This window comes from Parabacteroides sp. HGS0025 (assembly GCF_000969845.1).
Taxonomy (GTDB): Bacteria; Bacteroidota; Bacteroidia; order Bacteroidales; family Tannerellaceae; genus Parabacteroides; species Parabacteroides gordonii.
The window spans coordinates 4241016-4258046 of sequence record NZ_KQ033902.1 but is presented as its reverse complement, the minus strand read 5'-3'; the positions used below and the strand labels follow the sequence as shown (position 1 = coordinate 4258046).

Below are 17031 nucleotides of genomic sequence, written 5' to 3'. Positions count from 1 at the left end.
AAAAAACGCCTTCAGAATATACTCTGAAGGCGTTTGACCCTATTGTTCTATTTTATGATCAGATCGTCTTATTTCACAAAATCCTTAGGTAAGATACCAAATTGTTTTTGGAAACATTTGGTAAAATAGGATGGAGTATTGAAGCCTACCATATAGCAAATTTCATTTACTTTACATTCTCCTTCTTTTAATAATTGTGCTGCTTTCTTTAATCGCTCCAAACGAATGTAGTCGTTCGGAGTCATATCTAATAAGCCTTTTATTTTGCGATTCAAACTTGACCGACTCATATTTAACAAACCTGCCATATCGTCCAAACTGAAATCAGGATTTTGCATATTGTTCATAGTAACATCATTCAGTGTTTTCAGAAATGTTTCATCTGCTTTTGTCATAGCCATTGTATTTGTTTGAACAAATGGAGAATGTGCAAAGGCTGCATGCAATTTCTCACGATTCCTAAGAAGGTTTGCTATAGCCACTTTCAGATATTCAACTGAGAAAGGTTTGTCTACATAAGCATCTGCACCGGATTTTAAACCATCAATTTTTGATTGCATAGTAGTCTTTGCTGTCAATATAATAATCGGTATGTGGCTGTAATTCAGATCAGACTTAATATGGTCGCACAACTCTAACCCGTCCATTTCCGGCATCATTATATCCGAAATCACTAGATTTACCGTGTGATTTTCAAGCACATTCAAAGCTTCTACTCCATTTGTAGCCGTTAAGACCAAATAAACCGGAGATAATTGTTTTACTACAAACGATAACATTTCCGGATTGTCTTCCACGATCAATACGGTATGGCGATTCTGTTTCTGAATTGTTTGTGGCTCTTCTTTTAAAATATTCTGAGTTTCCCGATCATTTTTCATTACTGCGATTGTATGTTCCTGATTAAGGGGTAAAGTTAAAAGGAAACAATTATGCTCTACTGAATCATCCATTGATAATGTTCCATCATGAAGTTCTGCTAATGAACGGGCTAGGGCCAACCCAATACCTGTTCCTGATACCATATTCGACATACCATCTTTATATTGAATAAACGGTTCAAAAACCTTTTCCCGCATATCCAATGGTATAACATTGCCATCATTACAAACAGACAAAACAAAGGTTTCATCTATAGTATTATGCAATAACTTCACATGAATATAGGTCTCAGAATATTTTATAGCGTTTGAAAACAAGTTGCTTACTATCTTTGTCAGACCTTCGCGATCTACCGAGGCGTACAATTGTTTAGGATAATCAATTGTGAACTCCAATCCTTTTTGACGGGCTAAAGGGGTAAAACGTGTATATATTTGTTGTAAAGATTCCGCAATATCACAATTGACAAAGTTCAGCTTAAATTTTTGAGTCTCTGTTTTCCTGAAATCGAGCAACTGGTTGACCAGATCTAACAGACGGTTAGTATTCAGATCCATAATTTCAAGATCATCACGTATTTCCCCCGGTACGTTTTGAGAAACCAGTACATTTTCAAGTGGGCTTTTTATCAATGTCAACGGAGTTCGGATCTCGTGTGCCACATTTGTGAAAAAGTCGATTTTAGCAGTGTACAATTCACGTTCCTTTTCCCGCTCAAACTTTTCCATCGCTTGTTGATGCTTTTGTCTGTTTCTCTTTCTGAAATAATAAATAACCCCAACTATGGAAAATATAAGCAATAAGAAATACAATATATAGGCCCAGGTAGACAAATAAAAAGGAGGGCATATATGAATCTTCAAAGTACGCTCAATTTCATTCCACTTACCGTCACTATTTGAACCTTTCAAACGGAACAGATAAGTTCCATAAGGTAAATTTGAATAATTAATCAAAGCATTTCGTCCCACAGTATACCATTCCTGATCAAACCCTTCCAGTTTATAAATCAGCTGATTCATTTCTGGAGCCTGATAGCTTAATGCGGCCGTATGAAAAGAAAAAGAATTTTGATCAGCATCCAACTCTATTTCTTCCGAACAAGTGATACTTTTCTCTAATGGAGAGTCTTCCCGGTTAACAAGAAGTCGTTTATTAAATAAAAAGAAATCCGTAATGACTACGGGAGGAATAAATCTATTTTCAACAAATGTAGCCGGATCAAATGTTATAAAACCGTTTATACTGCCAAAATAAAGATGTCCTCTCTTGTCTTTATAGCCCGATTGATAATTGAACTGATTGCTGAGTAACCCATTGGCCGTAGTATACACCCGCTTATAATTAGTGTCCGGATTAAAACAGACCAACCCGTTGTTTGTTGTTAACCAGAAATTCCCTTGATTATCCTCCAACATCTTATAAATAATATTACAGGGAAAGCCTTTTGACATATCATAGCGGGTGAAATTTTCTGTTTGAGGATTGAATCGACAAAAACCTGCCCCTTGAGTCATAAACCATAAACGCTTCTGGCTATCTTCATAAATACTAATAACCTTATCATATGGTAAAGAAGTTGAGTCATTATGTTGGTAAACGAAGTTCTTCCATTCTTTACTATTGATATCATAGCGAAACACACCATTTGAGTAAGTGGCTAACCATAAATTACCATTAAAGTCTTCCAATATGTTATAAACAAACATATTGGTCAGTTCCGGGATACGTGTAAAATCATCTGTAGCACGATTATATTTTAATAATCCTGATGTTGTACCGATCCATAAATCTCCGGTCGTAGTTTTGTATATGGAAAAAATATTGTTCGCATCCAGAGAGTTAGCGTCGAGACCTTTCTGATAATGTTTAAGTTGTTTTGTCGATAAGTCTATACGTACTAAACCTCCGGAAAAAGTCCCGACCCACAAATAATTATTGTCCAGGCACAAACCATGTACATTATGATAAATTAACGGATGTTGAAATCGTTTTATCTCTCCTGTTGTGGGATCAAAATGAAACAAACCTTTATCTTCCGTTCCGATCCATAAAGTACCATCATTGCTTTCACAAAATTCACGAACACGACGTCCAAAGTTTTCAATATTTTCTCGTGGATAAAACTTTTCGAAATAAGTCCATTGCCGTGGATAATAATTCACCCCTCCAAAATAAGAGCCAATCCACATACCTCCTTCTTTATCGCGATACAAAGAATAAATTGCATTATCTGATAATGCATAGGGATCATATTCATTTGACGCAGTCAAATGAATATGACTTTCTTTACTCAAATCATAAATATATAAACCAGACTCTGTTCCTACCCATAGTTCCTTATCTGATTTAAACTGAAGATCACGGACATAATAATTCAACAGCCGGCGAACTTTACGCGTTGTCATATTGACTTCTGTCAATCCATTGGAAGAACCGATATACATACAATTGTGGGAGCCTATAATCCGGGTATTTATTATATCATCTTTAAACGGTTCATTGCCATCAACATCTTTAAAAGAAACAGGCTTGGTCTTAAAGTTATCTTCTGTATAGTATAGATTATCATCGTATAGACTAAACCAGCAAGTATTTCCATTAAACCAAAAACGGGTTACATTGGCTAATTTGTTTCCATGTTCATCTCTATCTAAATAATTAGTCAGTTGTTTATCCTGAAGGCGATAATGGAACAATCCCTGATAATCTACGGATATCCATATATCATTATTCTCATCCTCCCCAATCATAGTGACAGCTCGTTCAATCACACTCCCTGTATTGCTAACCACATCAAAACGGGTAAAAGTTTCTAATACAGGGTCGTATATAAATGCGCCGGCATCAGTGCCAACCCAGATTTTACCTGCTTTATCTTCATAGAGAGCCGTTATAAAGTTATTACCTAAATCTGTTTCTTCTTTTTTGAAAATACGAAAAGATAGTCCATCGAAACGGTTTAATCCGTCCTTGGTTCCGAACCACATAAAGCCTTGTTTATCCTGCAAAATAGTATTCACGGTATTTTGAGAGAGACCGTCTTTTATATCCAGTGTTTTAAAGTAATAATGAATATTACTCTGTGCGTGAAGAGTGAACACACACAGGAAATACAGATAAAAAACAAGATTAAAAACCCAAGGTCTTTTCATGATATCATACTGGTATTAAATGGTTCAAAACAATAAACTGTAGCTGAAGCATATTGCTATAACTGCAATTTATACTCTTCTATCTTTCGATACAACGTAGTCAGGCCGATACCCAGCAAACGGGATGTCTCGGTCTTATTGCCGTTCGTGTATTTCAATACCTTCTGGATATGCATTTTTTCAACTCCGCTCAAGTCGAAGCCGGAGTAAGATCCGGAATTCGCCATTTCAGGATGCTGCAAGTTCAACGGGAGCGATTCCGGAGTGAGCGTATTGCCATCGGCTATGATCAGGCTGCGTTCAACAACATTGCGGAGCTCACGCACGTTTCCTTTCCAAACATGTTGTTTCAGGATATTGATATATTCAGGTGAAATAGTTTGAATAATCTTACCTATCTTGGCAGACAGAGAGTCTACAAAAGACTTTATGTGAAGCGGAATATCTTCGATGCGTTCGCGTAGCGGCGGCAGGTGGATTTGAAACACCGACAAGCGGTAGAATAAATCTTCACGGAAATGTCCTTCGGCTATTTCCTTCGACAGATCACGGTTTGTTGCTGCAATGATACGCACATTTACTTTGATAGGACGGGTATCGCCTATCTTGATGAACTCTCCCGTTTCAAGTATACGAAGCAGTTTTGCCTGTAAGTCGAAAGCCATTTCGCCAATCTCGTCCAGGAAGATCGTACCATTGTTCGCCTCTTCAAATAAACCTTTTGTTTCTTTCAGGGCACCGGTAAAGGCTCCTGCCTTATGACCGAACATTTCACTTTCCAACAAGTCGCGGCTAAAAGAAGAACAGTTGATTGCAACGAAAGCTTTTCCTTGCCGGCTGCTATCCTGGTGGATGGATTGTGCAAAGACTTCCTTTCCCGTTCCTGTCTCACCTGTCAGCAAAACCGGAACATCCGTCTGAGCGACTTTGCGTGCCAACGCCATCGCGTCCTGGATAGCCGGAGACTTTCCTACAATCGTATGAAAAGAGTATTGTTGCCCTACCGGTGACTTTGATGCTTTGAGCTGGTTATAAGCCGCCGTTGCTTTTTCCGTTGCTTTTGCAATTAACGGAAGGATTTTGTTATTATCGTCCCCCTTGGTTATATAATCGAAAGCTCCGTTCTTTATGGCTTGAACGCCATCGGGGATATTCCCGTGTGCGGTAAGTAAGATCACTTCTGAAAGCGGACGTAGTTTCTTGAGCTCAGCGACCAACTCCACGCCACTTCCATCCGGCAGGCGAACATCGCACAGCACGACTTCCGGACTTACTTGCTCCAGTTGTTTCAATCCGGCTTTGCAGCAAGTTGCCTGAAAGACCTCATAGCCTTCCAATCCGATAATACGTGACAGTAAATTTAATATTTGTTTCTCGTCGTCAATAATCAATACTTTTCCCATCTTGTCCGGTTTCTAAAAACAACAGCAAATGTACAATATTATTCGTTTCTACAAGAGGGCTATATATTATTATGTGTATTTTAAAGCAGACTGATCAAGGCTTGCTTATTTAGTATCTTTACTTTTCCACGGGAAATACTGATGAAGCCGCTGTCAACAAGTTTGCCTATTTCTTTGGAAAGTGCAGGACGCGTCACACCGAAATACTCTGCCAATTGCACTTGGTTATGCTCCATATCCACTGTATCCTGCCCTTCTTTCAGATGATCCAGTAAATAATATATATAACGGCTACGGATACCTCGGAAAGATAATACACGGAGACGAGTCATGGTGCATTTGTTACAGCTCGTGCTTACACACAAGAAGTTATGAAGCAGCAAAGGCATAGAATGCATCATTTTGAAAAAGGATTCTTTCGCTATTTTCATTAGAACGACATCTTCTTCAACAGAGAATGTGGCAGGGAAGAGGTTCTTTTCGGAAAAGACATGTGGTGTAGCAAAGGTGCGTGGAGCCTGGATCACCTCTACCCGGACTTCTACACCGGAAACATCGACTACATCTACGTTCAGTTTACCTTCCAGCAATACATGTATAGCCTGACAAGGGGAACCCTGATGTATAATGGTTTTCCCTTTTGAGTGATTTTCAATCGTATACTCTAGGTTTTCAAGGAAGTCTTCCTGCATTTTCTGCGTAAAGTTCCTGAACAGAGGTATTTTAAAAATATCGGTAATATCCATTCAGTATCGATTTAGTGTCGGAAATGTTTATACAAAGTTAAGAACATTTCCGACACTGACAAATCACCACTTCGCCATAAATATGCGCGGGTTTATGTTTAACGACAGCCAACCCCAGTCCTGCCAACTGTCTTTACTGCCGCCTTTAACGGCTTCCATTGTCGATGTTCCGAACATGGTAGAATATCCTGCGGATAACTTAACATCTTTCATGATCTGCCAGTCAACCTGAAGATCGATCTCAGAACCTAAACCACGGTCTAAATCTTTCTTATCTACTGTCAGATCGCTGGTAATTGAGAAGTAATGGTAGGCTAATGACAAATTTACTTTTGATGAAGCGTTATAAGCCAGTTTCACCTGATTATCCCATAATCCCGGATTAAAACCTGTTTTGAAAGGAGTGGCATAATAATAGTCCATCGCTCCATAAAACTTATGATGTGTTCCATATAATGGATCAAAAGCCTTATAGTCGGCATCCGGGCCGTCTGTATTACTTGCACCGCTCAAATAATCACTGCCAAGAGCTATGCTCCACTGTGAATTGATCTTGTAAGCAGCATTCAAAGCCCAAAGGAAAGCTGATACATCGCGATTAGCCATGTTCTTTCCGAATTCATAATAGAAAGTTCCGCCAAATGTCCAGTCGCCTGGTGCATAATACAGGTTTGTACCGAGTAATTGCATATATTTAGTGTCGGACTTTTGTGTTTCCGGATCACCGGCTTCCAAACCCAGATTCATGAACATAAAAGAAGCATTGAACGCCTTGCTGCAAACATGTTTATACCATAGTGTCTGCATATTCTTATAAGGTTGCGCACCCGGGTTATAATAAGTTCCACCTGCATTCCTGCTGTCATTGTTCTGATTAAAAGCTAAAATCAAATGTAGTTTGTTTTGAGAGTTTTCATACCCTAGCTTTAGAGCATCATGATAACGGCCAGCTACATTCCAGTCTAATCCACCCAAGATACGCTCATCATCATAGATCAGGGATTGGCGACCTAGTTTGGCAAAGATACCATGACCAAAATCAAGCTGTGCCCAGGCTTCGTTTAATATAAAACGACCATTCTTATCAATCTGCGGGTCTTGTCCCCAGACTCCTACATGTTGAGCGGAAAGGCCGAGAGACAAACGATCGCGTTCGTAGTTCATAGACAGGCGAGCACGATTGCTGATAAAGCCTGTAGCATCTTCTCCTTCATAACGAGGATTGGATGCTCCGTTACGGTATTCCGCCCGTGGACGTATCTGGGCACTCATGGAGAATGTGTTCTCCTTATCTTTAGCTGCTTCGTTTTCGTCAGCTTTCATCCACACCGAACCTAATAATAGTAATCCGGAAAATATAATCATCCGTTTTTTCATATCGATTATGTTTTAAGTTATATAAGTTCAATACTATACTAATACAATACACAAAAAGAATTCCTTTTATTCCATATTATAGACATGTACACTGTTTCCCTGTGCCGAAGGTAGGTAATTTACCCCAAACCAACATATCTGCAACAGGAAAAAGGCGAAGACTAACAATCCAAGAGCTGTCTTATATTTCATGCCCTTATGAAGCCTGAAATGAATATACAGCAAGTTACCCAGCCAGGTTGCAGCCGCCCAGGTCTCTTTTGGATCCCATCCCCAGTAATGCCCCCAGGCTTCTTTCGCCCAGAGTGCCCCGAAGAGCATACCGATGGTAAGGAAAGCCGTTCCCACATATACAAGGTTATCACAGAGACTCATCACATTCGAATCGATCGCCGTCTTTCTCGAACGGAACAGTAAATAGACAGCAACAACCGCTGCTGCCCCCAGCATCGCATAAGCAAACATATATACGATAACATGCGGAGCAAACCACGGACTTTGTAAAGCCGGCATCAATGTCTTATTATGTATCTCCGGTTTGAAAATGTTGATACAGATAAATACAAACGATAAGACCGTGCTAAAAGACAAGATCCATTTATACCGCCAGCGTACATAGGTAATGATCCCGGCTACAGGCAGGAAAAAAGAATACCATAAACGAGTTTCCCCCATCGTACGGAGCGGAGGACGTTCGAGCGACAACCACATCCCGACTATGAAAGTCATAAAAACAGCCAATCCCAATATCGTCCACAAAAGTACCTGCCCGAATTTATTCGGACGATAAGCCATTACAGCCCCAACTGCCCAGCAAGCCACAGCAGGCAAGGCGAAATATATAAAATGACTCCAGTCCATAATCGATCCCATAATCATATCGTTTTTGTAAAGAGGCATACCGAACCGAGCAACATCATCAGGATGCCGGCATATACCACCGGAAGCCACGGATCCCTAACCAATTCAAAGATACTGGTACGGCTCCATTTCCCTTTTGTTTCATCATAGCTTAACTGATAGATTTTCCATCCGCCTATGCTTAGCGGCTTATTCACTTCGATAAGCGCATCCGTCCGTTCCCCTTCCTTGGTGTAAACCGTTACTTCAGAAGCAAAACGTTTTGGCTCGGGTTCCGGCATTACCAGGCTTACCGAGTCGCTTAACGGCAGAGAAACATAAGGAAACATAAAACTTCCACAACTTACCCAGCCGCTTTTTTCTGTCCCGTCCGTTTTATGCCGGGCTTTTACCATCAAAGCCGTTGTTGCCCCTTCCGAATGGAATGCCACAAAATTCATTGTATCGGTTCCACGTACACAAGCGGCCATCGGCAACGAGTTGGTAACTTCAATATCCCAGTCGAGCAAGCTGCCTGATAACGGAGCCGTCTCCACCAATACATTTTCCGGATTATTTTCCGGTAGGGCTTTTCCGGTCGTATTATCTATCGCCAGTAGTTTGGGGGGATATTCATCGATCGTAAACGATTTCAGTTCGATAGCCAGCGGGAGTTCTACCATTTCACCGGCATCATCCGTTGCACGCCATTCAGGGCCTTCCAACGAGGCAGTCATACGAAGACGTTGCAGATCACCGTTACCGAGAATAGCAGCCAGCAGGGTGATGAACAGTCCGGCATGATTCAGTATAAAAGGAATATCTTTCAGACGGAAACGGCTGATCTTACGGATCGTAACCAATCCCAATACAGAAAGGAAATAAAGGAATAAAAGCATAAAAGGCCACGAAACCGTCATTTGCATGAAACCTAACCCTGACAGTAGTCCCCCGTGAGTAACCGTTGCCGAGGGAGCCATCTGCCGGGTAAGTCCCATGATGATAACCAAAACCATCCAGGCCATTAAAGACGTAATACTCGCCGTCAGGCTGTAAAACCATTGCAGGACAACGGCTTTACGGCTCGCGGCATAAATCATTATCAAGAAAAACAAATACACTCCACCAGCTAAGGCGTTGAGGGGATACTGGAAAAGGGTCGCATCCACCTTCCCGGTTGTCAGTTGCAGAACGACTCCGGTAATGAACAGGCCGATACTGATCGCCCATCCTTCGGTATATCCCCACGGTTGCTTCCACATAATCAGATCTTATCAGCTAATCGTTTGTTCGCTTTTGCTTCTTTGATCCATTCGGGCACGACAGTGTTGAGGAACTTTTCCTTTGCCTGGCGCTCTGATGCGATATCCAGACCGATATACTGCTGTGCTTTATCTTTTGTAGAGATATCCGGCATCGGAACCTCATCCGTGTAACCTAATTTAGCTAATACTTTAGATACAGCCAAACGAGCCTGCATCGTCTTATCCAGACCATTACCCAGGATGCGCTGTATTTCCTGCGGAGCATGGAAGGCACCTCCGTGAGAAGCAACACCGAAGTCCCAGCGCCACTGTGCCTGACGGAGCAACTTCAATACCGGAGCCATCTGATCTTCCGATGCCCCCTTATCCCATGCAAATTTAGCTTCGATATGAGCTTTTGCCAATTCAGCTTCCAGGCGGTTACGCATTTCGTTCGCTTTGTTCTGACGTTCGTAAACATTGTTACGCAAAGTCTCTTCACTTTCGCGGTGACAAACCTGGCAGGTACGGTCGATCATGGCCAACGGGCTCATAATATGGTGGTCGCTGTACTTCACGCCACCTTCGCTCTTGTAAGGCATGTGGCAATCGGCACACGATACGCCGCGCTGTGCGTGGATACCCATCATCGACAACTCATAATCCGGATGCTGTGCTTTCAGGATCGGAGTACGGCTCAACTTATGTGTATAGTCTGCGAAACCTTCTTCATCATAATAAGCTTCCATATCTTCCACGGTGAACCCTTTGTCCCACGGGAAAGTCAGGTATTTGCCATCCCCTTTGAAGTAATATTCTACATGGCACTGTGCACAAACCAACGAACGCATTTCCTGTTGGGTAGCTTTCGTAATATCACGTCCCTGACGCTGGAATGCTTCGATCAAAGCCGGACGGCTGATCTGCAGGTTCATTGTAGTAGGCTCGTGGCAATCGGCACAACCGATCGGGTTCACGATCTCGTCACCCATAGCCGCCCATTTTGCCTTATAGAAATTATCCACGCCGACAGCCTGCATCATACGGGGAACATCCGGACTTTTACAAGTCCAACAGGTAGCCGGTTGAGGGCCTTCTTCGGGTGTCATCGGAGAACCGACACGCAAAGTATGACGCATATCATCGATCGCATGCATATGTCCGCGGGGAGTAGAATAATCTTTAGAGAAGGCATATCCTGCCCACAGGATCACCATTTCGGGACGGGCAGCCAATACGTCGACCGCCTGGCTTCCATTGTACTTACTTTGGAAACTGGTATCCATCGTCTGTGTCCATGTGTCATATTCACGCGGATAGTTCGGCTGGAACTTTTCGTTCACCGCCTCGATCCCTGTGATTTCCACCTTCTTATTATTCATAACACTGGCGATCTCCGCCCTCCGTTCGTTGATCGAAGCGGCCAGTACACCCAGTACAAAAACGACTACCATTGTTCCGGCGAACAATAACCAGCCTTGCCATGATTTAAGTTTCTTTTCCATATTCGTTGATTTTTATTTATTCGTTTTACTTCAGCATATCTTTCAGCCATTCAGGCGTATTGGTTTTCGGGTAAGGAACAATGGCCGACGGGGTCGAGGAGAGGCTGTTCGAACCGCCGTGAGGCACATCGCGGTGGCAATCCCAGCAAGCCTTTCCGTCGCCGGCCATTGCCATATTGTGGTCGATCCGTCCGGTATTAACAAACTCGGTATTCAGTTGCGTGTGGCAACGGATGCAGTTGTTCATAATCACTTCGGCACTTTCGTCGATGGCCTTGATCACCTGCGGTTCGCCGCGCATCATAAAAACAGTGGCATGGCGCATACCGTCCATTCCTTTGAAGAACCATTTCTTCGCAGCATTTTCGTGCGGCACGTGGCAGTCGTTGCAGGTGGCGTTACGGCTGTGCGAACTATGGTTCCAGGTGGCATAATAAGGCCCCATGATATGGCAGTTCACACAGGTAGACGGCTCATCAGACAAGTAACTCCAGGCCTTCGATACATAAAATGTATAAAAGCCTAAACCGCAGATCGCTCCCCCGGCAATAATGGCGAACAGTTTCCACCGCCTTGTGGGGAGAATCGAGTTTATTATCTCTTTTATCTTCATACAGCCTTAATTAAAGTTTAATTGATTGCAAATATCTTAATTCGGATACAAGTAAAGTGTAATAAATATTACATTGCACGAAAATTATGCATCAAATGAGAAAAGTTTTATTCATGGCAGTTTCCGCACTGCTGATATGCACATCATGTGTAACGAAAAAGAAATACTTAGAGGCTGAAAACGGGCGGCTGGAAGCTATCGGCCGCGGCAATGCATTACAGGAACAACTTGTCGACTGTAAAGATACCGGTGACAAACTTAATGAACGGCTTGCCGCTCTCCAGCGCGATACGGTTCGGATGGGTAACAACATCCGTAATTACCAGACAATGCTCAATTCGAACATGACACAGCAAGAGAAACTGAACGCTCTCCTTAGCCAGAAGATGGAAGAACTGAACGAACGTGAACGGACGATCAACGAATTGCAGGACATGATCAATGCCCAGAATGAGAAAGTTCAAAACCTGCTAAGCAGCGTAAAGGATGCATTGTTGGGTTTCGGCAGCGACGAACTGACCATTACCGAGAAGGATGGTAAAGTATATGTTGCCATGTCGGATAAGTTATTGTTCGAGTCGGGTAGTGCACGTGTAGACAAGCGGGGTAAGGAAGCATTGGCTAAATTGGCTGAAGTCCTCAATAAGCAAACGGATATCGATGTATATATCGAAGGCCATACCGACAGTAAACCGATCAACACGGCACAGTTTAAGGATAACTGGGATCTGAGCGTGATCCGTGCAACTTCGGTTGTCCGCATCCTGACAAAAGATTACGGTGTTAATCCATTGCAGATACAGCCTTCCGGCCGCGGGGAATATATGCCGGTTGCCGATAATGAATCGGCTGAGGGACGCAGTAGGAATCGCCGGACGGAAATTATTATGGCTCCTAAATTGGATAAACTTTATCAGATGTTACAATAGTCGCTTTACTTTTCTCTTGATAGAAAAGTAATAAAAAAACAAGGTTCCATCAGCTTCACTCTTCCTCTACATTAAATGTAAAGATGACCGAAAAGCCGGTGGAGCCTTGTCTCCTCTTAGTTGTTCTTCCTCTCAATTTCAAAAGCAGTCCACTCCAGTTCTTTGGGTGAACAAGGATACCAAATATCCATATCTTCCCCACCCTGTTCTTTTGTCAAATGGATCAGATAAGTATATATTTCCAAAAATATACGTCCATTTCGATCCTGTATACTGGAATAATAATTACCTATATCAGTCATTTCCGGTGTTGAATATCCCATCCTCATATCAGTAACCGGAAAAAGCATTTTATCTTCTTTTTCTTCCACTTTTACCATTGCTTTATGAATATAATATAGATATGATTTATCATACCCGGACTCCTTTACAACCAGTTCCGGTAATGTTCCTTTATAGACATTCAAAGCATAACAAGTATTAAAACCTTTTATAATCAGACTATCCCCGATTTCTATCGGCAAATAGGTTATTTGAGGTTCTGAAGGATCTACTTTATCTGCTGACTGTAAATCATCCTTTGAACAAGCCGCTAAAACCAAAACAAGCAACAGGCTAAACACAAAACATTGTTTCTTCATATAATTATATCATTAATATTTATACTAAAAACGGCATGCCTTGTTTTATATTGCATGACAGTAATATTATGTTTGTAAGACTATTCATTACAGGCTTCTGAATATTCATCAAAATATATCTTTACTAGTTTACCCTTTGACGGAATTAAAGGATGTTTTTTTATAAAGATATGAGCCTCGAAGCTGATAATGACTGATACAATTGTTTTTGGTGCAGTTGCTCAGGATTACTGACTCTAATATATTTAGACTCTGATTGAAATATTAATTTGATTTATTCTAGTGTGATAATCTGTCATAAAGTTTATTATATGGCTGTTTTAGTATCTGGCATGTTGGATGAATTGATTGAATTAGAAAAAGGATGGTTACAATATTTAACAGTATTGCCATTGATATCAGTTCCTAAATTTCGTTTTAAACGAATTTGAACTTCGTTTAAAACGAAATTATTTTTCTTTTAAATGAAGTTAGGGTTTATTTAAGATGAAATATTTGTTAATTATAGTTGAATATGATCGTTTTTGGATGATTTTATCACTTGATATTTATGTTATTTAGCAGAATTATTTTCTGGAAGAGATGAAAATGCATGTGCAGTTTGAATGACATATTTATGTGGAGACGGCCTTTTATAACCACTTTGTTTGTTTTATATCAACAAAATGGAATAAAAGCTGTATTTGCTTTATAAAAAGCAGAATAAAGATGTTTTCAATCTTCTTTAGAATTGAATGAAAAACAATATGCCTAATCAGAGGTATGTACAGCCTGCTGACGATAGAGGTAAAATGACATTTTGATAAACAGAGTCAAATATTAGCAGTTTTGATTCTATTGCTAGACTGGATTATAGAAAGATAAGCTATTCCACTCGATTTCTTTATTTCAAGAACTCTTCCGTCTTTCGGAAAAACTCCGCAATATGTGCCCCGTCCACAAACCCATGATGTACGTAGATTGCAACCGGGATAACCAACTTTCCTTCACGGGTCACTGCTTTTCCTACATTCAGCAGCGGATAGCTGGAGCCGCTTTTTCTTTCCTGCGTATATGTGATTGAGGTAAAATAAAGGTCGGGAGTGGCACTTACCAGAATGACGCTATACCGGCTGTCTTCCGTTGCGACGTTTTCTGCCTCGTAAGGATTACCGTCTTCCGGTATCGTGTCGATGATGTGGCGCGCTTCCTTATAAAAGGCATCGAAATCCTCTATCCAGGGGATTCTCACGGTAAAGAATTTTCCATTTTGGTGCATGCGTATCGGGCATAGAACGTCGACAGTATCATAGCAGATAATCTGCCCGCTATTATTTATCCTGAACCGTAACTCCTTTATTTCATTGGCTGCCCGCAGGATTGCATACAAATAATGGAGGAAGAACGACTGCCCGTTCTCCTTCGCCCGCTGTCTGGCTCCGGAACATTCCACCTCGGAAGTGATGGATATGCTTGGATTTTCAAAGTTTCGGAAGAAATTGAAATTCTCTTTTCGTTCCCAACTCTCAAAATCAATGATTTGCTTCTTGGGATAAACAGGTTGTGAGTTCATTGTATATACTATGTTTTACAGATTGATTACAAAGATAGCTATTTCATTTTGATAAGCTGACCTTTTCAAAATGGAAGGGTTCTTCTTCCTGCTGATTTTTCCAGATAAACTATATCTTATTGATAACCTTTGTGTTACATGGTTTGCCCGTTTTCTGGCACGCCTTTGGCATATAAGAAGGCGAACGAATAATAGTAACAATAAAAAAAGATTGAATTATGAATGACTATGTATCTTTTGGATTTCTATGTGTAGTGGGAGTGGCCTGCTACTGGTTTTTCTTTAAGTGTGTAGATTGGTTTGAGAAGATTTAAAAAAGAAGGAGGAAACGATGTTTACAGCTTTATTTATACTCTGTGTAGTAATCTTCGGGTATCTGATGTATGTGTTGATCAAACCCGAAAAGTTTTAATCGTAATTTAAGGTGAAAAGATGAATACGGAATTAATCGGTAGTATTGCGCAAATTGTACTTATGGTCGTGTTGGCCTATCCGCTGGGGATGTACATTGCCAAAGTATATAAGGGAGAGAAGACTTGGCTGGATTTCATGGCTCCCGTTGAAAAATGGATTTACAAACTTTGCGGGATCAACCCGAATGAAGAAATGAACTGGAAGAGTTTCCTGAAAGCTCTTCTTACGATCAATGTTTTTTGGTTTTTCTGGGGAATGGTGCTGCTCTGCACACAGAAATACTTGCCGTTGAACCCCGACGGTAACGCAAGCCAGAGTCCTGATCTGGCATTCAATACCTGTATCAGTTTTATGGTGAACTGTAACCTGCAACATTATAGCGGTGAAAGCGGCCTGACCTATTTTACACAGTTGTTCGTTATCATGCTGTTCCAGTTCATTACGGCGGCAACCGGTATGGCGGCACTGGCCGGAGTCTTTAAGGCGATGGCGGCAAAGACGACGAATACGATCGGTAACTTCTGGAATTATCTGGTGAAAAGCTGTACCCGTATCCTGTTGCCTATGTCATTGATAGTCGGTTTTATCCTGATCCTGCAAGGTGTCCCGATGGGATTCGACGGGAAAATGGCCGTGACGACTATGGAAGGAACGGAACAACTGGTTTCGCAAGGGCCTACGGCTGCAATCGTCCCTATCAAACAGTTAGGAACCAACGGTGGTGGTTATTTCGGGGTGAACTCTTCGCATCCGTTGGAAAATCCGACCTACCTGTCTAATATGGTGGAATGCTGGGCTATCCTGATCCTGCCGATGGCGATGGTCTTTGCACTGGGCTTTTACCTGAAGCGCAAAAAACTGGGTTATACGATTTTCGGTGTGATGCTGTTTGCTTACCTGGCGAGCGTGGCAATCAATACATATTATGAGATGAACGGCAACCCCAGGATAACGGAAATGGGGATCGACCAAACCTGCGGGGCGATGGAAGGAAAAGAAACCCGTTTGGGCCCGGCTGCCACCGCGCTATGGAGTTGCACGACAACGGTAACATCCAATGGCTCTGTGAATGGTATGCACGATAGCACGATGCCGTTGTCGGGAATGATGGAAATGCTGAATATGCAGATCAATACCTGGTTCGGCGGTGTAGGGGTTGGATTTATGAACTACTATGCTTTCCTGATCATCGCAGTTTTTATCAGCGGGTTGATGGTAGGACGTACGCCGGAATTCCTCGGAAAGAAAGTGGAAGCACGTGAAATGAAGATCGCTACGATCGTGGCGCTGGCTCACCCGTTCGTGATCCTGATCTTTACCGCTATTTCAAGTTATATATATGTCAATCATCCGGCTTTTGTGGAAAGTGAAGGAGGGTGGCTGAATAATCCGGGCTTCCACGGGCTCAGTGAAATGCTTTACGAATATACGTCGGCTTCAGCCAATAACGGTTCGGGCTTTGAAGGATTGGGCGATAATACCTGGTTCTGGAATTTTACAACCGGTCTGGCACTGATCATCTCCCGTTATCTGCCGATCGTAGGACAGGTTGCCATCGCGGGACTGCTGGCACAAAAGAAGTTCATTCCGGAAAGTGCCGGAACGCTTAAGACCGATACGGTGACGTTTGGTGTGATGACATTCTGCGTGATCTTTATCGTTGCCGCCCTGTCGTTCTTCCCGGCGTTGACATTAGGCCCTATTGCCGAGTATTTTAGCATTTACTAATT

At 41.9% G+C, this 17031-nt stretch carries 13 protein-coding genes; 3 read left to right on the top strand and 10 right to left on the bottom strand.

Annotation, left to right across the window (positions count from 1 at the left end; genetic code table 11):
- Positions 1 to 68: 68 nt before the first annotated feature.
- From HMPREF1212_RS16495 to nrfH, 8 genes are all read right to left on the bottom strand, one after another.
- A complete protein-coding gene (locus tag HMPREF1212_RS16495) occupies positions 69 to 4037 on the bottom strand; it encodes a hybrid sensor histidine kinase/response regulator transcription factor (protein WP_046150070.1) in 3969 nt (1322 codons plus the stop codon).
- Positions 4038 to 4093: 56 nt separating this feature from the next.
- On the bottom strand, positions 4094 to 5440 hold the full coding sequence (locus HMPREF1212_RS16490; RefSeq protein ID WP_046150069.1) for a sigma-54-dependent transcriptional regulator: 1347 nt from the start codon (positions 5438 to 5440) through the stop codon (positions 4094 to 4096).
- 80 nt (positions 5441 to 5520) lie between these two features.
- The gene (locus tag HMPREF1212_RS16485; RefSeq protein WP_028727828.1) at positions 5521 to 6186 is read right to left on the bottom strand and encodes a Crp/Fnr family transcriptional regulator; all 666 of its coding nucleotides are present in this window, start codon (positions 6184 to 6186) and stop codon (positions 5521 to 5523) included.
- Positions 6187 to 6249: 63 nt separating this feature from the next.
- Entirely contained in the window at positions 6250 to 7563 is a 1314-nt protein-coding gene (locus tag HMPREF1212_RS16480; protein WP_046150068.1) for an alginate export family protein, read from the bottom strand.
- A gap of 66 nt (positions 7564 to 7629) precedes the next feature.
- Positions 7630 to 8424 carry a cytochrome c biogenesis protein CcsA gene (gene ccsA / locus HMPREF1212_RS16475; protein ID WP_028727826.1) on the bottom strand — a complete coding sequence of 265 codons (795 nt, stop codon included), beginning with the start codon at positions 8422 to 8424 and terminating at the stop codon, positions 7630 to 7632.
- Positions 8425 to 8438: 14 nt separating this feature from the next.
- Positions 8439 to 9665, bottom strand: a complete 1227-nt coding sequence (locus tag HMPREF1212_RS16470; RefSeq protein ID WP_046150067.1) for a cytochrome c biogenesis ResB family protein — start codon at positions 9663 to 9665, stop codon at positions 8439 to 8441.
- 2 nt (positions 9666 to 9667) lie between these two features.
- Positions 9668 to 11152, bottom strand: a complete 1485-nt coding sequence (gene nrfA, locus HMPREF1212_RS16465) for an ammonia-forming cytochrome c nitrite reductase (protein WP_046150066.1) — start codon at positions 11150 to 11152, stop codon at positions 9668 to 9670.
- 25 nt (positions 11153 to 11177) lie between these two features.
- Positions 11178 to 11765 carry a cytochrome c nitrite reductase small subunit gene (nrfH, locus tag HMPREF1212_RS16460; RefSeq protein WP_028727823.1) on the bottom strand — a complete coding sequence of 196 codons (588 nt, stop codon included), beginning with the start codon at positions 11763 to 11765 and terminating at the stop codon, positions 11178 to 11180.
- 95 nt (positions 11766 to 11860) lie between these two features.
- Between nrfH and HMPREF1212_RS16455 the strand changes: the two genes are divergently transcribed.
- Positions 11861 to 12694: an OmpA/MotB family protein gene (locus HMPREF1212_RS16455; RefSeq protein ID WP_028727822.1), complete on the top strand. Its 834-nt coding sequence runs from the start codon at positions 11861 to 11863 to the stop codon at positions 12692 to 12694.
- Between the two features lie 116 nt (positions 12695 to 12810).
- Here the strand turns inward: HMPREF1212_RS16455 and HMPREF1212_RS16450 are convergent, their stop codons facing one another.
- Positions 12811 to 13335 carry a hypothetical protein gene (locus tag HMPREF1212_RS16450; protein WP_046150065.1) on the bottom strand — a complete coding sequence of 175 codons (525 nt, stop codon included), beginning with the start codon at positions 13333 to 13335 and terminating at the stop codon, positions 12811 to 12813.
- Positions 13336 to 14218: 883 nt separating this feature from the next.
- The gene (locus HMPREF1212_RS16445) at positions 14219 to 14887 is read right to left on the bottom strand and encodes a CatA-like O-acetyltransferase (protein ID WP_046150064.1); all 669 of its coding nucleotides are present in this window, start codon (positions 14885 to 14887) and stop codon (positions 14219 to 14221) included.
- Between the two features lie 331 nt (positions 14888 to 15218).
- Here HMPREF1212_RS16445 and HMPREF1212_RS27580 point away from each other — a divergent pair, with 331 nt between their 5' ends.
- Together HMPREF1212_RS27580 and kdpA are read left to right on the top strand one after the other, a co-directional pair.
- Complete coding sequence (locus HMPREF1212_RS27580) at positions 15219 to 15299, top strand: potassium-transporting ATPase subunit F (RefSeq protein WP_081693321.1); 81 nt, start codon at positions 15219 to 15221, stop codon at positions 15297 to 15299.
- Between the two features lie 20 nt (positions 15300 to 15319).
- Positions 15320 to 17029 (top strand): potassium-transporting ATPase subunit KdpA, encoded by a 1710-nt coding sequence (kdpA, locus tag HMPREF1212_RS16440; RefSeq protein ID WP_046150063.1) that lies wholly within the window; start codon positions 15320 to 15322, stop codon positions 17027 to 17029.
- Positions 17030 to 17031 lie beyond the last annotated feature (2 nt).